General features: G+C 70.9%; 18 protein-coding genes. 6 read left to right on the top strand and 12 right to left on the bottom strand.

From position 1 onward, the window contains the following. Nucleotides 1–13 precede the first annotated feature (13 nt). Nucleotides 14–2,476 carry an ATP-dependent DNA ligase gene (locus WFI52_RS03465; protein ID WP_336624935.1) on the top strand — a complete coding sequence of 821 codons (2,463 nt, stop codon included), beginning with the start codon at nucleotides 14–16 and terminating at the stop codon, nucleotides 2,474–2,476. Here the strand turns inward: WFI52_RS03465 and WFI52_RS03460 are convergent. The 5 genes from WFI52_RS03460 to murI all read right to left on the bottom strand — a co-directional run bounded on the left by WFI52_RS03460 (nucleotide 2,436) and on the right by murI (nucleotide 6,397). After that, on the bottom strand, nucleotides 2,436–3,218 hold the full coding sequence (locus WFI52_RS03460) for a spermidine/putrescine ABC transporter permease (protein WP_336624936.1): 783 nt from the start codon (nucleotides 3,216–3,218) through the stop codon (nucleotides 2,436–2,438). The two genes, WFI52_RS03465 and WFI52_RS03460, sit on opposite strands and share 41 nt — an antisense overlap. 34 nt (nucleotides 3,219–3,252) lie before the next feature. Beyond that, nucleotides 3,253–4,167, bottom strand: coding sequence for a cation diffusion facilitator family transporter (locus WFI52_RS03455; protein ID WP_336624937.1), 915 nt, complete (start codon nucleotides 4,165–4,167; stop codon nucleotides 3,253–3,255). Nucleotides 4,168–4,235: 68 nt separating this feature from the next. Further along, nucleotides 4,236–4,838 carry an RdgB/HAM1 family non-canonical purine NTP pyrophosphatase gene (gene rdgB, locus WFI52_RS03450; RefSeq protein ID WP_336624938.1) on the bottom strand — a complete coding sequence of 201 codons (603 nt, stop codon included), beginning with the start codon at nucleotides 4,836–4,838 and terminating at the stop codon, nucleotides 4,236–4,238. Continuing rightward, nucleotides 4,838–5,572 carry a ribonuclease PH gene (gene rph, locus WFI52_RS03445; protein ID WP_336624939.1) on the bottom strand — a complete coding sequence of 245 codons (735 nt, stop codon included), beginning with the start codon at nucleotides 5,570–5,572 and terminating at the stop codon, nucleotides 4,838–4,840. Before rph ends, rdgB begins: the two co-directional genes overlap by 1 nt. Then, on the bottom strand, nucleotides 5,573–6,397 hold the full coding sequence (gene murI / locus WFI52_RS03440; protein WP_336624940.1) for a glutamate racemase: 825 nt from the start codon (nucleotides 6,395–6,397) through the stop codon (nucleotides 5,573–5,575). 49 nt (nucleotides 6,398–6,446) lie between these two features. Here murI and WFI52_RS03435 point away from each other — a divergent pair, with 49 nt between their 5' ends. Next, entirely contained in the window at nucleotides 6,447–7,769 is a 1,323-nt protein-coding gene (locus WFI52_RS03435) for a nicotinate phosphoribosyltransferase (protein WP_336624941.1), read from the top strand. Nucleotides 7,770–7,795: 26 nt separating this feature from the next. On the opposite strand, the gene WFI52_RS03430 is transcribed toward WFI52_RS03435, so the two are convergent. The 3 genes from WFI52_RS03430 to WFI52_RS03420 are packed head-to-tail and all read right to left on the bottom strand — an operon-like array spanning nucleotide 7,796 to nucleotide 10,886. Then, entirely contained in the window at nucleotides 7,796–8,062 is a 267-nt protein-coding gene (locus WFI52_RS03430; RefSeq protein WP_336624942.1) for a DUF3039 domain-containing protein, read from the bottom strand. Nucleotides 8,063–8,118: 56 nt separating this feature from the next. Then, entirely contained in the window at nucleotides 8,119–9,675 is a 1,557-nt protein-coding gene (locus WFI52_RS03425) for a hypothetical protein (protein WP_336624943.1), read from the bottom strand. Then, nucleotides 9,651–10,886 carry an ATP-binding cassette domain-containing protein gene (locus WFI52_RS03420; RefSeq protein WP_336624944.1) on the bottom strand — a complete coding sequence of 412 codons (1,236 nt, stop codon included), beginning with the start codon at nucleotides 10,884–10,886 and terminating at the stop codon, nucleotides 9,651–9,653. Before WFI52_RS03420 ends, WFI52_RS03425 begins: the two co-directional genes overlap by 25 nt. Nucleotides 10,887–11,083: 197 nt before the next feature. On the opposite strand from WFI52_RS03420, the gene WFI52_RS03415 reads away from it, so the two are divergent. From WFI52_RS03415 to WFI52_RS03405, 3 genes are read left to right on the top strand one after another with little or no spacing between them, the layout of a single operon-like run. Continuing rightward, on the top strand, nucleotides 11,084–11,776 hold the full coding sequence (locus tag WFI52_RS03415; protein WP_336624945.1) for a phosphocholine cytidylyltransferase family protein: 693 nt from the start codon (nucleotides 11,084–11,086) through the stop codon (nucleotides 11,774–11,776). A gap of 45 nt (nucleotides 11,777–11,821) precedes the next feature. Next, nucleotides 11,822–12,724 carry a hypothetical protein gene (locus WFI52_RS03410; RefSeq protein WP_336624946.1) on the top strand — a complete coding sequence of 301 codons (903 nt, stop codon included), beginning with the start codon at nucleotides 11,822–11,824 and terminating at the stop codon, nucleotides 12,722–12,724. A 4-nt stretch (nucleotides 12,725–12,728) separates the two neighbouring features. After that, nucleotides 12,729–12,914 carry a hypothetical protein gene (locus WFI52_RS03405; RefSeq protein WP_336624947.1) on the top strand — a complete coding sequence of 62 codons (186 nt, stop codon included), beginning with the start codon at nucleotides 12,729–12,731 and terminating at the stop codon, nucleotides 12,912–12,914. 3 nt (nucleotides 12,915–12,917) lie between these two features. Here WFI52_RS03405 and WFI52_RS03400 read toward each other — a convergent pair whose 3' ends face one another. Further along, complete coding sequence (locus WFI52_RS03400) at nucleotides 12,918–14,186, bottom strand: CDP-glycerol glycerophosphotransferase family protein (RefSeq protein ID WP_336624948.1); 1,269 nt, start codon at nucleotides 14,184–14,186, stop codon at nucleotides 12,918–12,920. 79 nt (nucleotides 14,187–14,265) lie between these two features. On the opposite strand from WFI52_RS03400, the gene WFI52_RS03395 reads away from it, so the two are divergent. Beyond that, a complete protein-coding gene (locus WFI52_RS03395) occupies nucleotides 14,266–15,384 on the top strand; it encodes a glycosyltransferase family 2 protein (protein ID WP_336624949.1) in 1,119 nt (372 codons plus the stop codon). A gap of 14 nt (nucleotides 15,385–15,398) precedes the next feature. Here the strand turns inward: WFI52_RS03395 and WFI52_RS03390 are convergent, their stop codons facing one another. From WFI52_RS03390 to WFI52_RS03380, 3 genes are all read right to left on the bottom strand, one after another. Next, on the bottom strand, nucleotides 15,399–16,874 hold the full coding sequence (locus WFI52_RS03390) for a CDP-glycerol glycerophosphotransferase family protein (protein WP_336624950.1): 1,476 nt from the start codon (nucleotides 16,872–16,874) through the stop codon (nucleotides 15,399–15,401). Then, entirely contained in the window at nucleotides 16,871–18,130 is a 1,260-nt protein-coding gene (locus WFI52_RS03385; protein ID WP_336624951.1) for a CDP-glycerol glycerophosphotransferase family protein, read from the bottom strand. Before WFI52_RS03385 ends, WFI52_RS03390 begins: the two co-directional genes overlap by 4 nt. A 73-nt stretch (nucleotides 18,131–18,203) precedes the next feature. Beyond that, entirely contained in the window at nucleotides 18,204–19,823 is a 1,620-nt protein-coding gene (locus tag WFI52_RS03380) for a S1C family serine protease (protein ID WP_336624952.1), read from the bottom strand. Between the last annotated feature and the right edge of the window lie 43 nt (nucleotides 19,824–19,866).

The following is a 19,866-nucleotide window of genomic DNA, read 5'->3' as shown; positions in this document are numbered from 1 at the left end:
CTAGCCTGGCGCCATGGCTGCGCCCACACCCGGAATCTCGCCTGGACCGCGTGGGGAACTCGTCGACGTCGACGGACGCCGACTGCGCCTCACGAACCTCGACAAAGTGATGTACCCCGCCACCGACACGACCAAGGGCGAGGTGATCGACTACTACTCGCGCGTCGCACCGGCGATGCTGCCCCACCTGCGCGGCCGCCCTGTGACGCGCATTCGCTGGCCGGACGGCACGGGCGGCGAGCGCTTCTTCGCGAAGGACCTCGAGGCGGGCGCTCCGGACTGGCTCGCCCGTCACGCCATCGACCACTCCTCGGGCGCGAAGGATTACCCCCTCGTCGGCGACCGCGCTGGACTGGTCTACCTCGCCCAGGTCGCGAGTCTCGAGCTGCACACTCCGCAGTGGCGCTTCGACGGCGCGGGCCGAGGCCGACCCGACCGACTCGTGCTCGACCTCGACCCGGGACCCGGCACGGGCCTCGCGGAATGCGCGGCGGTCGCGCGGTGGGCTCGCGACATCCTCGACGACGTCGGGATGACGCCGGTGCCCGTGACGAGCGGATCGAAGGGCATCCATCTGTACGCGCCCCTCGACGGGACGCGGACGAGCGAGGAGATCTCCGCGTTCGCGCGCGAGCTCGCCCGCGCCCTCGAGACCGATCATCCCGACCTCGTCGTGAGCGCCATGGCGAAGGCCGTGCGACCCGGCCGCGTCTTCGTGGACTGGAGCCAGAACAACGCCGCGAAGACGACGATCGCCCCGTACTCGCTGCGCGGGCGCGCCGAGCCGACCGTCGCCGCGCCGCGCACCTGGGCCGAGCTCGACGATCCCGACCTCCGGCATCTCCTGCTCGACGACGTGCTCGCGCGCGTCGCGGCGCAGGGCGACCTGCTGGCATCCGTCTTTCCTGGGCTCGCGGAGCCTCCGGCGCCGGATGCCGCGGCCGCGTCGCCCGACGCCGCGGCAGCCCTGCGCACGTACGTCGCCAAGCGGACGCCGGGCGCGACACCCGAGCCCTTCCCCGACGCCGCGGATCCCGCGCCCGGCGGCGAGACCCGCTTCGTCGTGCAGGAGCACCACGCCAGCCGGCTGCACTACGACCTGCGCCTCGAACGCGACGGCGTCCTCGTCAGTTGGGCCGTGCCGAAGGGGGTGCCGCAGCACGGCGAGCGCAATCACCTCGCGGTCATGACCGAGCCGCATCCGCTGGCCTACCTCGACTTCGCCGGGACGATTCCCGCCGGCCAGTACGGCGCCGGCACGATGACGATCTGGGATGCCGGGGAGTACCGCGCCGAGAAGTGGCGCGACGACGAGGTGATCTTCACGGCGACGGGTCGACCGGGCGGCCCGCTCGGCACGGCACGTTTCGCGCTGATCCGCACGACGGGCGACGGGGAGAAGTCGCAGTGGCTGCTACACCGCATGCCCGCGCAAGACGCCCGCGGAGGGCGCACGCCCGTCACAGCCCCCCGCAGCGGCACACGGAACGTGCACGACGTGCGCGACGCGCCCATGCTCGCGACGCCGTCCACGCCCGCCCTGGCGGCGGCGTCCGCAAGGCGGTGGGGCGTGCCCTGGGTCGAATTCAAGTGGGACGGCGTCCGCGCGATCGCGACGTGGGACGGCGCAGCCCTGAGCCTGCGTGCCCGCAGCGGCACCGATATCACGGCGCGATATCCGGAGCTGACGAACGCGGCCGCCGCACTCGGGTCGGTGCCCGCCGTCCTCGACGGCGAGATCGTCGCGATGGATGCCGCCGGCCGCCCGAGCTTCACGCGGCTGCAGGCGCGTATGCACCTCACGAAGCCGCACGAGATCGAACGCGAGGCCGCACGCACGCCCGTACAACTCCTGTTGTTCGACGTGCTGCGCACGGACGGGCGTGACGTGGCATCGCTCGCGCTCCGCGAGCGCCGGGAGATCCTCGACCGCATCACCGCGAACATCGCCGCACCGCTCGTCGTCCCGCCGGTCGCAGACGACGTCGACGCCGCGCTCGCAACGGCGCGCGCCCTGCACCTCGAGGGCATCGTCGTCAAGGATCCGCGATCACCGTACCGGCGGGGTGCGCGCTCCGAGGAGTGGCTCAAGGTCAAGATCACGGCGACGCGGGACGTCGTGATCGGCGGCATCCGTCCCGGCAGAGGCGCGCGCAGCGGTGCGATCGGGTCACTCCTCGTCGGCATCCCTTCGGACGGAGGGCTCCGCTACGTCGGCCGCGTCGGCTCCGGGTTCAGCGAGCGCGAGCTGAGCCGCCTGACAGCCCTGTTCGCCCCCCTCCGCTCCGAGCAGAACCCGTTCGTCGGCGTTCCGGCGGCGGATGCCGCGGACGCGCTGTGGCTGCGCCCCGAGGTCGTCGCAGAGGTCGAGTTCGCCGAGTTCACGCCGTCGGGCACGCTCCGCCACGCGCGCTGGCGGGGTGTCCGAGACGACGTCACGCCGGCCGAGGTGTCGGCGAACTCGGAGCTGCCATGAAGACGCCCACGACGTCGCCGTCGAGCACGAAGCTCAGAGCGGTGCCGTCGGGATAGTGTGCACGGAGCTCGGCGGGCGACTGATCGTCGACGACGAACTGCACCGTCGCGGGGAACGGACCCGCGCCGCAGCCGGTGTAGGTGCGACCCTCGTAGCTGATCGAGTCTCCGTCCCGGGTGAAGTTCGTGATGTCGCCGACCATGAGGCACGACTGGTCGGCGTAGAGCCCCTCGGGGAAGTGCACGGCGACCAGACCGAAGAAATCGAACGCGCTGGCCTTCTGCCCCGAACGCGTCCACAACGACAGCCAGTCGACGCTCTCCGGCGCCACCGGCTCATCGAGGGTCGCGACCTGCACGGCACCCGTCACCGGGGACACGGGGCGAATGGATGCCAGCGAGAACACGATCGCGCCCGTGATGACCCCGACGAGTGCGATCGATGCCGCCCACACGATGAGCCAGGCGCGCGGGATCGGTCGTGCAGCGCGTGCAGGCGCCGTCGTCGGCTCAACCGGGGCGTCCGTCGCCACGTCGGGCGCAGACGCACCGGATGCCGCGCGTGTGGCGGCTGCCGGAGCCGCCGTCGCCGCCGCATACGGCTGCGGGTCCGCGACGACAGGCTTCGCCTGCGCCTCGAGCTCGTGAAGCCGGGCGAGCGCGTCCGGATCATCGAGGATGTCGGCGCCGGGTCCGTAGGCGCGCTCCCGGAGTGTCGCGAGTTCGTCCTCGGGGGAAGTCATCCTCTGCATCGTCGCATACGACCGGTGCGCGGCATCAGTGCGCCTCGTGCTCCGTGTGCCCGGCGGGCTCGAACTGGAACGTCGAGTGCTCGACGTCGAAGTGCTCTGCGAGACAGGATTGCAGACTCGACAGCAGCGCGCCCGACCGACCGCTCGTGAGCACGTCGGGCTCGACGACAACGTGCGCCGTGAAGACGGGGGCGCCCCGCGTGAGCTGCCAGACGTGCACGTCGTGCACGTCGGCGACACCGTCGGCGGAGAGGATGTGCTCGCGGATCGTGGCGACGTCCGTGCCCTCCGGCGCGCGCTCACCGAGCACGGCGAACACTTCGCGCAGGAGCGTGATCGCGCGCGGCACGATCATGACCGCGATGAGAAGGGACGCCAGGGCATCGGCCGGCATCCATCCCGTCGTCCAGATGACGATCGCCGCGACGATGACGACGGCCGAGCCGATCAGGTCACCGAGCACCTCGAGGTACGCGCCGCGAACGTTGATCGACGTGCGCTGAGCGGCCGACAGCAACCACATCGAGATCGCGTTGGCCACGAGGCCCGTCACCGCGACGGCGAGCATGAGGCCGCCCGCCACCTCATGCTCGGACGGGGTCACGAGGCGACCGATCGCCTCGATGGCGATCCAGACGCACAGGGCGATCAGCAGCACGGCGTTGATGAGCGCGCCGAAGACCTCCGCGCGCTGATAGCCGTAGGTGTTGCGTTCATTCGCCGGGCGTGCGGCGACGAGGCTCGCGATGAGCGCGATCACGAGCGCCGAGGCATCCGCGAACATGTGCGCGGCATCCGCGAGGAGCGCCAGCGAGCCGGTCAGGACGGCGCCGACGATCTGGACGACCATGACGAGTGATGTCAGCGTCAGGGAGATGGCGAGAAGGCGATGGTTGGCCTGCCCGCGCACTCCCGAGACCCCGTGCGCGTGATCGTGCATGTCTCGAGGCTATGCCCGACTCGGCGCCGCGCGCGCGAAGGCTCCCCAGTCGGGAATGAGTGTGATTCTCAGTCGCCGGGAAGACTCGCCAAGAGCGGCGCAAGGGCGACGAAGGCGCGGGCGCGGTGGGATGCCGCGTTCTTCTCCGCCGCGGTGTACTCCCCCGCCGTGCGCTCGCTCCCCTCGTCTTGGCCGTCCGGGATGAAGATCGGGTCGTAGCCGAATCCTCCGGAGCCGGCGGGCGCGGTCGCGAGACGACCGGGCCAGACGCCCTCGACGACGTGCTCCGCGCCGCCCGGCAGAACGAGGGCGATCGTCGACGTGAAATGCGCCGCGCGGCGCGGGTCGGCGATGTCGGACAGCTGGTCGAGGAGCAGCTCGAGGTTCGCCCGGTCGTCTTTGCGGTGCCCCGCCCAGTACGCGGAGAAGGCGCCCGGCGCTCCGCCCAGGGCATCGACGCAGATACCCGAATCGTCCGCGAGCGCAGCAAGCCCCGTGTGCGCGGCGGCAGCGCGCGCTTTGATGAGCGCGTTCTCGGCGAACGTCACGCCGTCCTCGATCGGCTCGGGCCCGTCGTAGCCGACGACCTCGAGATCGGGGCGGACGCGCGCGACGATCGCACCGAACTCCTCGACCTTGTGCGTGTTGTGCGTCGCGAGGACGATGCGCATCAAGATTCCAGCGCCGCCAGCTGCGCGGTGCGCAGGTCGGCACAGCCCGCGACACCGAGCTCCAGCAGCGCATCGAGCTCGCGCTTGTCGAAGGGTGCCCCCTCGGCCGTGCCCTGCACCTCGACGAAGAGGCCGCGGCCTGTGACGACGACGTTCATGTCGGTCTCGGCGCGGACGTCCTCGACGTACGCGAGGTCGAGCATCGGCTCACCGTCGATGATCCCGACCGAGACGGCCGCGACGGAGTCGATGAGGGGTTTCGCGTTCTTCGAGACGAGGCCCTTCGCGCGGCCCCACTCGATGGCGTCGGCGAGAGCGACGTAGGCGCCCGTGATCGCCGCGGTGCGAGTGCCGCCGTCGGCCTGCAGCACGTCGCAGTCGATGACGATGGTGTTCTCGCCGAGCGCCTTCGTGTCGACGACGGCGCGGAGGGCCCGCCCGATGAGGCGAGAGATCTCGTGCGTGCGCCCGCCGATCTTGCCTTTGACCGACTCGCGGTCGTTCCGTGAGTTCGTCGCACGCGGCAGCATCGCGTACTCGGCCGTGACCCAGCCCTTGCCTTTGCCGGTCAGCCACCGCGGCACACCGCCCGTGAACGACGCGGTGCAGAGCACCTTCGTGCCCCCGAACGAGATGAGCGCCGAGCCCTCGGCGTGGGCACTCCACCCCCGCTCGATCGTCACGGGGCGGAGTTGATCGGTCGTGCGCCCGTCGGCGCGCGTGATGTCGGTCACTTAGATTCCCTTCGGAAGGTCGATGGCGCCGGTCTGCACGAGACGCACGGCGGACACGCCGCGACCCATGAGGCGGTCGGCGAGACGGAGGAAGTCGTCGGCGGAGTCACCCGTGGCTTCGTAGGTGTGGGATGCCACGGCATCCGGCCCGGCCAGCAGATCGCGCGAGACGAGCTGGCGGTAGACGTCCTTGGCGGTCTCGGTGTCGCTCGAGACCAGCGAGACCCCCTCGCCCATGACGTAGCTGATGGCGCCCTCCAGGAACGGGTAATGCGTGCAGCCGAGGACGAGCGTGTCGACGCCCGCGTGCCGGAGCGGCGCGAGATAGTGCTCGGCCACGTCCAGCACCTCGGGTGAGTCGGTCACCCCGGCCTCGACGAACTCCACGAAACGCGGGCAGGCCTGCGCAGTGACGGTGAGGTCGGCGTTCACCCCGAGCATGTCCTGGTAGACGCCCGACCCGATCGTGCCGGCGGTGCCGATGACGCCGATGCGCCCGTTGCGCGTCGTCGAGATCGCGGTGCGGACGGCGGGGCCGATCACCTCGACGACGGGAACGTCGTAGCGCTCACGCGCATCGCGCAGCATGGCGGCGGATGCCGTGTTGCACGCGATCACGAGCATCTTGACGCCTTCGTCGACAAGGGTGTCGAGGACTTCGAGGCTGTAGCGGCGGACGTCGGCGATGGGCTTCGGACCGTACGGCGAATGCGCCGTGTCGCCGATGTAGAGCACCGACTCGCGCGGCAGCAACTGCGACACGGCCCGCGCCACGGTGAGCCCGCCGACGCCGGAGTCGAAGATCCCGATCGGCGCGTCATCCACGATCGTCCAGCCTACTCGGCACCGGGGAGAGGCTGGGTAGAGTGACGGCATGTCCACGGCGCTGCTCACCGACCGGTACGAACTGACGATGATCGACGCGGCGCTACGGGACGGCACGGCGAGCCGTCCGTGTGTCTTCGAACTGTTCGGTCGCCGTCTGCCGGGCGCGCGCCGCTTCGGCGTCGTGGCGGGCACGGGCCGATTCCTCCAGGCCTTGCGCGAGTTCCGCTTCGGCGACGACGAGCTGCGGTTCCTGCGCGATCACGGCGTGGTCAGCGCGGAGACGATCGCGTTCCTCGAGGACTATCGGTTCACGGGCTCGATCCGCGGGTATCGCGAAGGTGAGCTGTACTTCCCCGGGTCTCCGATCCTCACGGTCGAGGGCACGTTCGCGGAGGCGGTCGTCCTCGAGACCCTCGCCCTGTCGATCCTCAACCACGACTCCGCGATCGCGAACGCCGCCGCCCGTATGAGCATCGCGGCCGGCGACCGGCCGCTCGCAGAGATGGGCTCGCGGCGGGCTGCCGAGCACTCGGCCGTCGCCGCGGCCCGTGCGGCGTACATCGCCGGTTTCGGCGCGACGAGCAACCTCGAGGCAGGGCGCGCGTGGGGCATCCCCACAATGGGGACCGCGGCGCACGCCTGGACCCTTCTGCACGACACCGAGGAAGAAGCGTTCCGCAGCCAGATCGAGGCTCTCGGCACGTCGACGACGCTCCTCATCGACACCTACGACATCCGCACCGGCGTCGAGACGGCGATCCGTGTCGCCGGGACGGGCCTCGGTGGCGTCCGCATCGATTCCGGCGACCTTCCCACGGTCGCGGCAGAGGTGCGCACCCAGCTCGACGCCCTCGGCGCGACCGGCACCCGGATCACCGTCACGAGCGACCTCGACGAGTTCGCGATCGCCGCCCTCGCGGCATCCCCCGTCGACTCCTACGGTGTCGGCACCTCAGTGGTCACGGGATCGGGCGCGCCGACGGCGGGAATGGTCTACAAGCTCGTCGCTCGGCAGGATGCCGCGGGTGGCTGGGTCGCGGTCGCGAAGGCCTCGACCGACAAAGCCTCAACAGGCGGGCGCAAGGCCGCCTTCCGGACGCTGGACCGCGGCACCGCGACGAGCGAGCTGATCGCCGTCTCGGATGGCTTCGAGCGCGTGGATACCGGAGAGGAGCACCCCGACGCCCGACCCCTGCAGGTGACGCTCGTCGAGAACGGCGAGCCGGATGCGGCGTACGAGGGCGCCGCTGGGGTCGCGCAAGCCCGCGCACATCACGCGTTCGTCCGCGAGGAGCTGCCGGTGACCGCGCTCGCCCTGAGCCGATCAGACCCCGCGCTGCCGACCGTCTACGTCGCCGCGGCGGGCTGAGCCGCCGGGAGCGCCGGTCCGCGCGATCAGCCGATCAGCGACTCGTAGATCTCTTTGCACATCGGGCAGATCGGGAACTTCTCCGGATCGCGGCCTGGCGTCCATTTCTTGCCGCACAGCGCGCGCACGGGCTTTCCCGTGATCGCGGACTCGAGGATCTTGTCCTTCTTGACGTAGTGCGAGAATCGCTCGTGGTCGCCGGGCTCGATGTTCTCCTCGCGAAGGAGCTCCTCGAGCTCGCGGTCGAGGGTCAGCGTGCCACCCTGTTCGGGGCCTTCCACGGGGGTGCTCATGGCACCCGAGTCTACCCAGGCCATCCATCGGCGGGGCGGGAGGGCCCGACTTGGGATCACGTCGACTCGGCGAACTCCATGAGACGCCCGCCGCGACGGGAGAAGTAGGCGCCCCCGCCGGCGACTCCCGCGACGAGCACGACGAGACCCGTGGCCAGGCCCGTCCAGAGCGCCGCCCACGCGGCATCCTCGTCGCCCGACAGCGCCGCCCAACCGAGCCACAGGGCCGGGGCGCTCACGACGATCGCGCCGACGAGGACGACACCCTGGGCAAGCCCGCCTCCGGTGCGCTGGGGCTGCTGGAACGGGCTGTCACCGGGGCGCGACACCGGGTAGGGCGCGACGACCGAAGACAGTGATGAGAGGCCGAGCCCGCAGAGGAAGAGGCTCGCGCAGACGCCGATCATCGCCGGCAGGATCATCCACCGCCCGTGCAGCGATACGAGGAGCGGGACCGAGACCGCGAGCGCGGCCGTGCCGACGAGGAGCACCGGAACGAGGCGTCCGACGCGATCGGAGGATCCGCGGACGGCGGATGCCACGTGCATCCAGAGCGCTGTCGAGTCGTACGCGAGGTCGTTGTGCGCCAGCCAGCCGAAGAAGAGAGCCATGAGCGGGGCAGGGACGAGGGCGACGTACTCGACGGGGACGCCGACGAGCAGGAGCGGGGCTACCACGACCCCCGCGGCGATCGGGACGATGACGAGATTCACGACATAGCGCGGATCCCGCAGCCAGTACAGGAGGCTGCGCGCGGCGATTCCCCCGCCCGGCGTACTCGGCGTCAGCGCGAACCAGCCGAGCCCCGCGCGCTCGCGCCCGGATCCCGGCCGTTCGGTCGTCGTGAGCAGCAACCGCACGAGCACGAACCAGAGGGCACCGAGCGCGATCACAGTGAGCACCGCGACGACGACCGCGGCGGCCGCAGAGCCCGACACCGCCGCTCCCGGAATCGCCCAGGCAGCGCCCAGCGGCGTCATCTCGAGGACCCGCACCGCCTCTGCGAGCGCCGACGGCACGCCTCCGCGCCACTCGAGCGAAACGAAGAAGACCGCCACCGGCATCGCGACGACGATGATCGTCACGATGAACAGTCCACTGAGCTCACGCGACCGTCGCTCGCGCAGCACGAGACTGCCGAGCGCGAGCGCCACCTTCGCCGCGAGCCCGCAGGTGAGCACGGCCAGCACCATCGAGAGGATGACGACCGCCGTCGACGCGCCCTGCGCACGCCACAGACCGCCGACGGCAACCGCAACGACGATGAGCGCGAGGATCGGCAGGCTGACGACGCTCGCGAGCAGCGTCGCGCCCGCGACACGCGCGGGAGATGCCCCGAACACGGCGAATCGCCGGGGATCGAGCTGATCGTCGAAGCCGCCGACGAGGGCGCCGATGAAGAAGCCGAGCGTGAGCGCGGATCCCGCGACGACGATCACCGCCTGCGCCGCATCGGCGCCGACGTCGTGCAGGCGTGCCGCTCCAAGGAAGACGCCGACGAGCACCGCGACCAGGAGAACGAGGCCCATGACGCGTCGAACGGTGTGCACCGCGTCGCCGCGGAACGCGCCGAGAAGCAGATCGAGTCTCAGTCGGAGAACGTGTGCAACCACTCCAGGCCCTCCACGTCGGTGAGACCGCCGGCGAGCTCCAGAAAGCGCTGCTCGAGCGAGCGCTCCCCGCGCACCTCGTCGACGGTGCCGGCTGCGAGCACCTGACCGGCGACGATCACCGCCACACCGTCGCAGACACGCTCGACGAGGTCCATGCCGTGGCTGGAGAGGACGACGGTGCCGCCGTGCGCGACATACGCGGAGAGGATGTCGAGGATGACCGCCGACGACACCGGGTCGACGGACTCGAACGGCTCGTCGAGCACGAGCAGCCGCGGCGAGTGGATCATGGCGCCCGCCAGCATGAGCTTCTTCGTCATCCCGGTCGAGTAGTCCGAGACCGTGCGGCCGAGGGCGTCCGTGAGGTCGAAGGCACGCGCAAGGTCGGCGGTGCGAGACTCGACGACCGATGACGACAGCCCGCGCAGGACACCGTAGTAATGCAAGAGCTGACGACCGGTGAGCCGGTCGAACGTCCGCAGCCGGTCGGGCAGGATGCCCATCTGCCTCTTCGCCCGCGCCGGGTCGGCCGCGAGGTCGATGCCCGCGATCTCGACAGTCCCCTCGTCGGCCCGGAGCAGCCCCGCGATCATCGAGAGCGTCGTGGTCTTGCCCGCGCCGTTGGGGCCGACGACCCCGTAGAAGGTCCCCGCGGGGATGGTGAGATCGACGGCATCCACGGCCCGCGTCTGTCCGAACCACTTGGCGAGGCCCCGCACGCGCAGTGCAGGAACAGCGGCGTCGATGTCGACATCGAGTTGGATGTCGATCGTCGGCGCCTCTTCGACCGGCTCGGGCTCGGGTTCGGGCTCGGGTTCGGGATCCGGCTCGCGTCCGAGCTCGGGTTCGGGTTCCGGATGCGGCGCGGACTCGGACGGGGCTTCCAGCTCCGGCGCGATCTCGGGTTCCGTGTCCTGGGGAGCATCGCTCTCGGGTGCGACGACATCGGGCGCGTGCGTCGCGCGCTGTGCCGCGGCGACGGCCGCGGAGACGGTCGGCGGCGGCGGTGCCGGTGCGGCGGCGGCTTCGGGCTTCACGGCAGGGATGCGCTTCGTCGCCGTGGTCTTCCGACGGGGTTTGCGCGGCGCGCGCGGAAGGGGCGGGGCGGGCGGCGCCGCCGCGGCATCCTCCGCGCTCTGGGCCGGCAGCGGGGGGAGCGTGACGGCACGCTCGCCCGGGTCGTTCTCGGGGAGCGGGGCTGAGGCGGTCACGCGTCCAACCTAGCAAGCGCAGTCGACTCGCGCGGGGCCCTGTTGACCGGTGTCAACGCATAGCGCAAAGATCACGAAAAGGCAACGGACCGGCCTCTTCCTGCGGTCTCCCAGCCGCCTTCGATACCATGGCGGGCGGCACGAAGGAGTGTCCACACGTCGAACAGACAGTGAACAGAATCTCCAGGAGCACCCCCTTGACCCTTCAGACCGTCATCCTCGCCGCAGGCATGGGCTCGCGTCTCGGCCGCAGCCTGCCCAAGCCCCTGACCGAGCTCAGCGACGGCCGCAGCATCATGCGCCAGCAGCACGACAACATCCGCGCCGCGTTCGGCTCGCAGGCGCGCATCACCACCGTCGTCGGCTACCGCGCCGAGACGATCATCGACGCGTTCCCGCACGTCGACTACGTGCACAACGACCGCTACGACCAGACCAATACGTCGAAGAGCCTCTTGCGCGCGCTCAAGGCGACCGGCAAGGGCGGCGTGCTGTGGATGAACGGCGACGTCGTCTTCGACCCCCGCGTCCTCGGTCGCGCGAGCATGCTCATCGAGCGCGACCAGTCCTTCGTCACCGTCAACACGGCGAAGGTCAGCGACGAAGAGGTCAAGTACACGGTCACGGCCGAGGGCTACATCAAGGAGCTGTCGAAGAGCGTCGTGGGCGGCATCGGCGAGGCCGTCGGCATCAACTACATCTCCTCCGCCGACAAGCGCGCCCTCATCACACAGCTCGGCCGCGTGGACGACCAGGACTACTTCGAGCGCGGCCTGGAATTGGCGATCGCCGAGAACGGCCTGCTGCTCGAACCGCTCGACATCTCGGACCTGTACGCCGTCGAGGTCGACTTCGCCGAAGACCTCGAGCGGGCCAACCAGTTCGTCTGACCCTCCTCCCGAGTGCCCGCCCGGGCGCATACGATCGGGGATGACATGGCCAAGGTGCACCGCATCCACTCGATGCCCGACGACGCCCCCTGGGACGGCGGCCTCCCGCCTCCGGGGTCGGCAGAGCATCCGCGTGTGATCCGCGCCCTCGACGGCGTGCTGCGCGTGCAGCGGCCCGCCGTCGTCGCGCACCTGCGCAGCATCCGCCTCCGGCATCCGAACGCCAGCACGGCGGAGATCGTACGCATGCTGGAGCGCCGCTACCTCGCGGCGGTGACGACCGGCGGTGCGGCCGTCGGCGCGACTGCCGTCGTTCCCGGCATCGGTACAGGAGTGACGCTCGCGCTCTCGGGGGTCGAGACGATCGGCTTCCTGGATGCCACGGCACTGTTCGCGCAGTCGCTCGCAGAGCTGCACGGTATCCCGGTGGAGAATCCCGACCGTGCCCGGGCGCTCGTGCTCACCCTCATGCTGGGTAAGGAGGGCGTCGACCTCGTCGGACAGCTGGGACGGCAGCTCGCCGGCAAAGGCGTCACCCGCTCGGCGTACTGGGGCGAGCTCATCACGAAGTCACTCCCCCGTGCGGCGGTGGGGCCGTTGGTCGATCGGTTGAAGTCCGCGTTCGTGCGTCAGTTCGCCGCGCGCGGCAGCGCGTCGATCCTCGGCAAGGCGCTTCCGTTCGGTATCGGCGCGGCTGTCGGCGGCACCGGAAACCATCTGCTGGGACGCCGGGTCGTGGTCGGTTCTCGACGCGCCTTCGGCCTTCCTCCACTGCAGTACCCGCCCGAGCTCGAGCCGCTCCCGGGGGCGGCGACCATCGAGGCGACGGCGTTCGGCGTGGTGCGCCGGGCAGGAACGTCGATCGGTTCGATGACCACGCGCGTCGCGGGCGCGGTGACGCGCGCACCACGGAAGCGAACAGTTCCGCGCGCGGACGACGCAGAATAGTCAAATGGGAATCTTCCAGAGTCGACCGGAGGAGCCGTCGGAGTGGGCCGGGCTCCCCGCGGAACCGTGGGAGGAGCGTGTCCCTGGAGAAGTCCTCCCGCCGCCTCTCGGCTCGACGTCCGATGTCTTCGGGCCGGCGAGTGTTGCGAGCATCGAGATCGCTGTCGACGCGGAACCCGACGCCGGCTGATCCTCAGTCCTCCTCGACCTCGTCGTCCGGCTCATCGGCCCCGCCGTCGGATGCCGTGGAGTGCCACTCGTCCCAACGCTCCATGAGCGTGTCGATGGCGGCCTCGAAGCGTGCGGTCGCCGCGCCGGGAGCGGTGTCGCCGAAATAATGCCGCACCCACGACTCGAGCGCGCGCGAGGCGTCCGGGTCGGAGAGCACCCGATTCGCCTCCTCGAGGAAGCGCTCGGACGCGGCGGCGCTCAACCACTCGGCATCCGACAGGTATCCGTGCGTGTCGACGAGCGCCTCGGGATCGACGGGCCGCGTCACGAGCAGGGGGCGGTCCGCCGCCAGACGGTCGTAGACCATCGCTGAGATGTCGACGACCGCGAGGTCTGCCGCGGCGAGCTGCCACCCGAGATCGGGGCCGTCGTCGTAGACGTGGTTCGCCGAAGCATCGGCGACGTTGGCGGCGGTGATGGCAGCGATGATGCGCTGATTGGCGGCCCCGTACTCGGGATCGACGACACCCGAACGCGGGTGCGGACGGTAGATGAGGCGGTGCGCGGGCGACGCGAGGATGGCGGCGGCGAGCGCCTCGCCGTGGGTCCGCACGGATCCGTAGTGGGCTGACGGACGGTCACCCTCCCACGTCGGGGCATAGAGGACGACGGTGCGCTCATCGGGGATGAAGGGGAGCGCACCCGAGTAATAGTCGGCCTGCGGGCGGCCGATCTCGATCGTGCGCGCGTCGAGGTCGTAGTCCCACAGCACGCGACGCAGGCGCTCGCGTGCCGCGTCACCCGCGATCAGGGCGTAGTCGTAGGCCTTGAACTGGTTGGTCGTCATGTACATCTTGTCGGACTCGCCGTGGTTGATGAACACGTGCCAGCGGCGACCGTAGCGGAACATCTGGAAGTTGCGGGTGTTCTGGTTGACATACAGGACGACGCGGATGTCATGCTCGGCGACCGCCTGCTCGAGGTCGCGCACGGTCGGCGCGTACACGACCGGGAGCGCACCGTCGCGCAGCAGTGCGCGCGCCCCCGTGGCGTTTCGGGCCAGCACGACGACGGGCCAGGTCTGCGCGAGGTGGGCGAGTGGTCTGTACCACTGTCGGATCTGGTACATGTTGACCTCACCGTCGGCGAAGTAGACCGCAACCGGGTAGCGCCCCGGTGTCACAGGCCCCTGCTGAGCGAGCGCGAAGCGCACCTCACGGACGGCGGCACGGGAGCGCAGCGCCCGCCGCGCGAGAGCGAGACCCTTGCGCGCGTCGGAGAAGATTCCCATCCCTCCAGCCTAGACGGGCACGCGGCCGGGCCCCGTGGCGGGGCCCGCGCGGTTCGGGGCGGCATGACATGATCGACGGATGCACGACGTCGCCCCCGGAGCGCGCGCCCACGGCGGGCCGCGCACGACGCGCGACGCGCCCGTCCCTCCACCCGGCTCCGGTGTGAGCTTCGTCATGCCGGTTCTCAATGAGGAGCGCTACCTGCGTAACGCCGTGGAGAGCGTCATGCAGCAGGAGGTCGACGGACCCGCCGAGCTGGTCCTCGCCCTCGGGCCGTCGACGGATGCCACGGACGCGATCGCCCGCGAACTCGCCGCAGCGGACGCCCGGATTCGGCTCATCCCGAACCCGGCGGCCGACATCCCGGTCGCGCTGAACCTCGCCATCGCGGCATCCCGTTACCCGACCATCGTCCGGGTCGACGCGCACTCGGCGCTCGAGCCGGGCTATGTCCTTCGGGCGATGGCCACCCTCTCGCTCGCGCGCGCAGCGAACGTGGGGGGTGTCATGAAGGCCGATGGGCGCTCCCCGTTCCAGCGCGCCGTCGCGCGCGCTTACAACTCCCGGATCGGCCTCGGTGGCGGCGCCTACCACTCCGGGGGCGCGGCAGGGCTCGCCGAATCCGCATACCTCGGCGTGCTGCGGCGCGCGGTGCTCGACGAGGTCGGCGGCTTCGATGAGTCCATCCGCCGCGGCGAGGATTGGGAGCTGAACCTGCGGATCCGCCGCGCCGGGTTCCGAGTGTGGTTCGACCCGTCCCTCGCGGTGACGTACTGGCCGCGTGAGAAGTGGACGAGCCTCGTGCGTCAGTTCCGATCGACCGGCACCTGGCGGGGCGAACTCGTGCGCCGCTACGGACGGCGGAACTCCGTGCGCTTCTTCGCGCCGCCCGCCCTCGTCGCACTCACCGCGGTCGCGCTCGTCGTCGCAGCGCTGCAGCTGACCGGCGTTCTGACCGGAATCGGCGCCGCCGCGGCATCCATTGTCTACCTCCCCCTCGCCGCCTACATCGCGCTCGTCGCCGTGTACGCGGCGAGCGCGCACGCGGGGCCGGGCTGGCGGGAGCGGCTGTGGGCTCTCGTCGTGATCCCGTCGATGCACCTGGCGTGGGGCGCGGGTTTCCTGGTGGGCGTCGCGCGGGGTGCGCGCGAGAACATCGACACCTCCCGGCTCCGCCGCAACACTCCCCTGCCGTAGCGGCGGGCGCCCGGTTACGCGCGGTCGATGTAGCCCTGGTCGAGGATGCGTGCGACGACCCGTTCGGACGCGTGTCCGTCGTCGCGCGCGTTGAACTGCTCCTGCCACCGGCGGTAGCGGTCGGCGTACTCTGCCGGGATCTGCGCGAACCCATCGGCGACGAGCGCGTCGGTGAGGTCCTCTTGCGTCGTCCGGAGCGGCCCCGGCGCGTGCGCAGCGAGGTCGAAGTAGAAGCCGCGCAGATCCTCGCGATAGTGCTCGAGGTCGGGGGTGAAGAAGAAGATCGGCTTGCCGGTCGCGGTGAAATCGAACATCAGCGACGAATAGTCCGTGACCAGAGCGTCGGCGGCCAGCAGGAGGTCCGACACGTCCGGATACGCGGTGACGTCGACGACGCGTGCGCCGCGGATGTCGCTGCCGGGAAGGAGCGTGCGCGAGTGGCCACGCACGAGCACGACTGCTCCGGTGTCGGCGGCGAGGCGCTCGAGATCGAGGTGATCGACGATCTCGTCACGATCGTCGCGCCACGTCGGCGCATACAGGATGACGCGCTCGCCCGAGCCGATCCCGAGCGCCGTGCGCACGGCATCCGGCACGCCTGCGACGAGCGCGTCATTGCGGGGATAGCCCTCGACCCACACGGGGCGCCCGAGGAAGGCATAGGCCTTTCGGAGGACCCTCTCCCCGTAGAGGTTCTGCGCGAGCAGGACATCCCAGCGTCGACCCTCGCGGATGACCGCAGCCATGCGGCGGGGGTCGAATCCCCGGCGGTGCAGCGCGAGTCGCTTGAGCGGCGTGCCGTGCCAGGTCTGCAGAACGACTTGGCCGGGCCGGCGCGCATAGCGCCGCCGCAGCCAGTCGTTCACGACGAGCAGGCGCGCGCTTCCCCGGGCGCGCCACCATTGCGGACTCCCCTCCACGACCGGAACGCCCCCCTCGGGCACCTCGACGGACAGGTCGACGACGCTCCAGTACCGGGTGACCCCCGGCGCGACGCGAGCAAGCTCACGATCGATCGCGCGCGGGTTGCAGCTCGCATTGCGGCCGTAGAAGCTCTCGAAGAACACCGCGTTCTCGAGGCTTTGCGGACGTGTCGCGTAGCGGCGCTCGAGCGCGTCCTGCCCCTCACCCGACTCATAGGCGGGATCGATCGGCGGCCGCACTCGAAGGGCTCCGTCCGCCAGCGCGACGCGCATCGTCGTGGTCATCGTGTCGGCGATCGCCGCGTCGACGGGAACGCGCGCACCGTCGCCGTCGACGACCTCGACGGCGTACACGCCACTGGGCAGTGGCAGCGGCGCCCGTCCCCAGCGCGCGGCCTCGAGCGGCAACCGCGCGGTCCACGTCGTGCCGCGTCCGGTCAGCCGCGCGTCGACGATCGCGCGCCGTCCGACGAGCCGGACGTGAGCGGGCCGCCTGCCGGTACCCGCGATCACGAGCGTCGGGACCGCGGGTACCGTGGTGTCGTCGAAGCGTGCGGTGATCGTCATGGTGCTCTTTCCGGTGCGGGAGCGGGGCGCAGCAGGCCGCGGATGACACGGTAGACCCTCGCAGTGCTGCCGCCGTCACGAAAGGCGTGCACGTGCGCGCTGAGCGCGCGGGCGCGGCGGAGTCGGTCCGCGAGCGCGCCGGGGTCGGTGAGGACGGCGCGCAGCGCGCGCGTCACGCCCTCCCAGTTCCGAGCGGGATCGTCGCCGGCGACCTCCGCGTACGTGCCGTAGAACCCCCGAGACGCTGTGTAGGCCTCGAGGTCCGGGGCGAAGAACACGGTCGGGAGCTCGGCGAGCGCCGCGTCGAACGCGAGCGACGAGTAGTCCGTCACGAGGACATCGAATCCGGGCAGGAGGGGCGTGATGTCGGCGACGACGCCGCTCCCGAGCATCCGTACGCGCGGGCCGCGCAGTGCCTCGTAGTCACCCACCCCGAGGTGGTGGGATCGGATCAAGAGGACGGCATCCGTCTCATCGAGGAGCGCTTCGATCCGCGCCGCGTCGCTGGGCTCGGGCGCCGCGGGATCGGCGCCGCCGTCACGCCATGTCGGCGCGTACAGCACGAGGCGCGTCGTCGACGCGAACGGACCGACGAGGGTATCGACGGCCGCACGTCCGTGCGCGCGCCGCTCGGCGTCGCTGCCGGTCCGCAGGACGTCCGTGCGCGGCTCCCCCGTGACCGGCACACGCGCGGTCTCCAGGCCGAACGCCGACTCGAGCCGCCCCCGGACGAGTTCGGAGGCGGCCGGGAGGACGCGGATGCGCGCCTGGGTCCGCCGGTAGAGCGCGCGCAGCAGGAGGACTGCTCCGCGCCGCGCGAACGGCACGGGACTCGCGGTCGTGACCTCGGCATCCAATCCGATGCGCTTGAGCGGGATGCCGTGCCAGAGCTGCACGACGATGCCGCCCGTCGCGCTGTAGCGGTTGACGTCGCCGAAGCCGTGCGTCACGACGATGACGGCGGCGCGCGCCGTGAGTGCGAACCCGCGCCACGACGACTTCGGGGCGGACGGGATGCCGCGCTCGCGCGCGAGCGCCGCTTCGGCATCCGTCCCCGTGAGCCAGACTGCGCGTTCCCCCTGGGCTGCGGCCTCACGCCACAGCGCCCAGGCTCCGTCGGCGAGCCCGACAGCAGAGCCGAAAACCCACAGATCGGCCGAGCGCGGCACGAGCGCCGTGACGACGCGGCCAAAGACGTACAGCGGGATGCGCAGGAGCTTCCCGGCGTTGCCGGCGCCGAACGAGAAGGACGCCATCCCGCGAGCCTATCGCGGGGTGGCGTCCTTCTTCCGGATGTCGCAGAACAGGAGTGATCTGCGCGGCCGCAGGCTACTGCGTGAGGGTTCCGAGCGTGACCTTCGCGGTCGCGGTCTTGCCGTCGCGGATGTAGACGATGTCGGCGCTGCTGCCGGCGGCGAGCGCGCGCACCTGGGCGGTGAGATCGGTCGCGTCGGTGATCGGGAAGCCGTTGAAGCTCGTCACGACGTCACCCTTCTTCAGCCCCGCGCTCGCGGCGGCGCCGCCCGCGGTTGCCTCGCTGATGTACGCACCGGACGTGGTGGCGCCCTCCTGACCGGCGGCGTTGCCCACCATCGCGCCCAGCAGGCCGTGCGTGGCCGCACCATCCGCGATGAGCTCATCGGCGATGCGCTTGACGATCGACGACGGGATCGAGAAGCCGACGCCGATCGAACCCGACTGACCGGACGAGCTGGATCCGCCCGCCGACGCGATCGCGACGTTGATGCCGACCAGTTCGCCGGCGCTGTTCACGAGCGCACCGCCGGAGTTGCCGGGGTTGATCGCCGCGTCGGTCTGGACGACCGCGATCGAGATCGACCCCGTGTTCGACTGCTGCTGCCCCTGACCGAAATCGAACTGGAACGGCGAGTCGCCCTGGCCCGGCGTCTGCTCCTGCTGGTCGCCGCTGTCGGGCGCGGCCGACGACGCGATCTGGATCGAACGGTTGAGCGCCGACACGATGCCCGTCGTCACGGTGTTCGACAGCCCCAGGGGCGCACCGACGGCGACCGTCTGATCTCCGACGTTGAGCTTGCTGGAGTCGCCGAACGTGATCGGCGTGAGGCCGGAGGCATCCTCGAGCTTGATGACGGCAAGGTCGTACGTCGGGTCGGTCCCGACGACGGTGGCCTGGTAGACCTTGCCGTCGGAGGTCGTCACGGTGAGCTTCGCGTCGGCCGTCTCGCCGTCCAGAGTCACGACGTGCGTGTTGGTGACGACGTAGCCGTCCTCGGTGAGGACGACGCCGGAACCCGTGCCACCCGACGAACCCGACGACGCCGAGATCGTCACGACCGACGGAACGACCTTCGCGGCGATCGCCGTCGTCTGGTTGACTGAATCGGTGTTGTTGACGGTGACGTTCTGCGGGGTCGAGGTCACGACCGTCTGCGACTGCGGGAAGATCGAGGCTCCGGCAGCCGCGCCGCCGATACCGGCCGCACCGCCGACGAGGGCCGCGGCGACCATGATGCCGACGATCTTGCCCGCGCCGACCTTCGCCCCGGGAGCGCTCGATGCCCCCGTGCCGGCGCCGCTGTGCTCGTCGGTCGCCGTGGCCGTCCCGACTCCGTAGGGGGCGGTCCCGTACGCGGGGGCACCGTAACCCGGAGCGCCGTAGGGGGTCGTGGGCTGCGTCGCGTTCGCCTGCGGCGGCGTGTACGGCTGCTGCGAGGCGTAGGCGCCGAACGCGTTCGGACCGCCATGTGCCCCGGGGCCGCCGTGCGCGCCGGGCGCCGCGTGCGTGCCGGGTGCCGCGTGCGCACCGTACGGCTGCGCGGGCTGTGAGACGGGCGGCTGCGGCGCCATCGGCTGCGGCGCGGCGGCGGATGCCGCGTCGGCCGCAGGCTGCGCGGGCACCGGCGGGCGCTCGGCGTTCGCGGCATCGTGCGGCTGTGCGTCATTCGACGTGGGGGTGTTGTCGCTCATGAGTGGTTCCTTCTTCCCAAGACACATTCAGCATGGCGCGGGT

The organism is Microbacterium sp. MMO-20, assembly GCF_037147735.1.
Taxonomy (GTDB): domain Bacteria; phylum Actinomycetota; class Actinomycetes; order Actinomycetales; family Microbacteriaceae; genus Microbacterium.
Note: the sequence above shows the minus strand (reverse complement) of the source record. Positions and strands in the feature narration are given on the sequence as shown.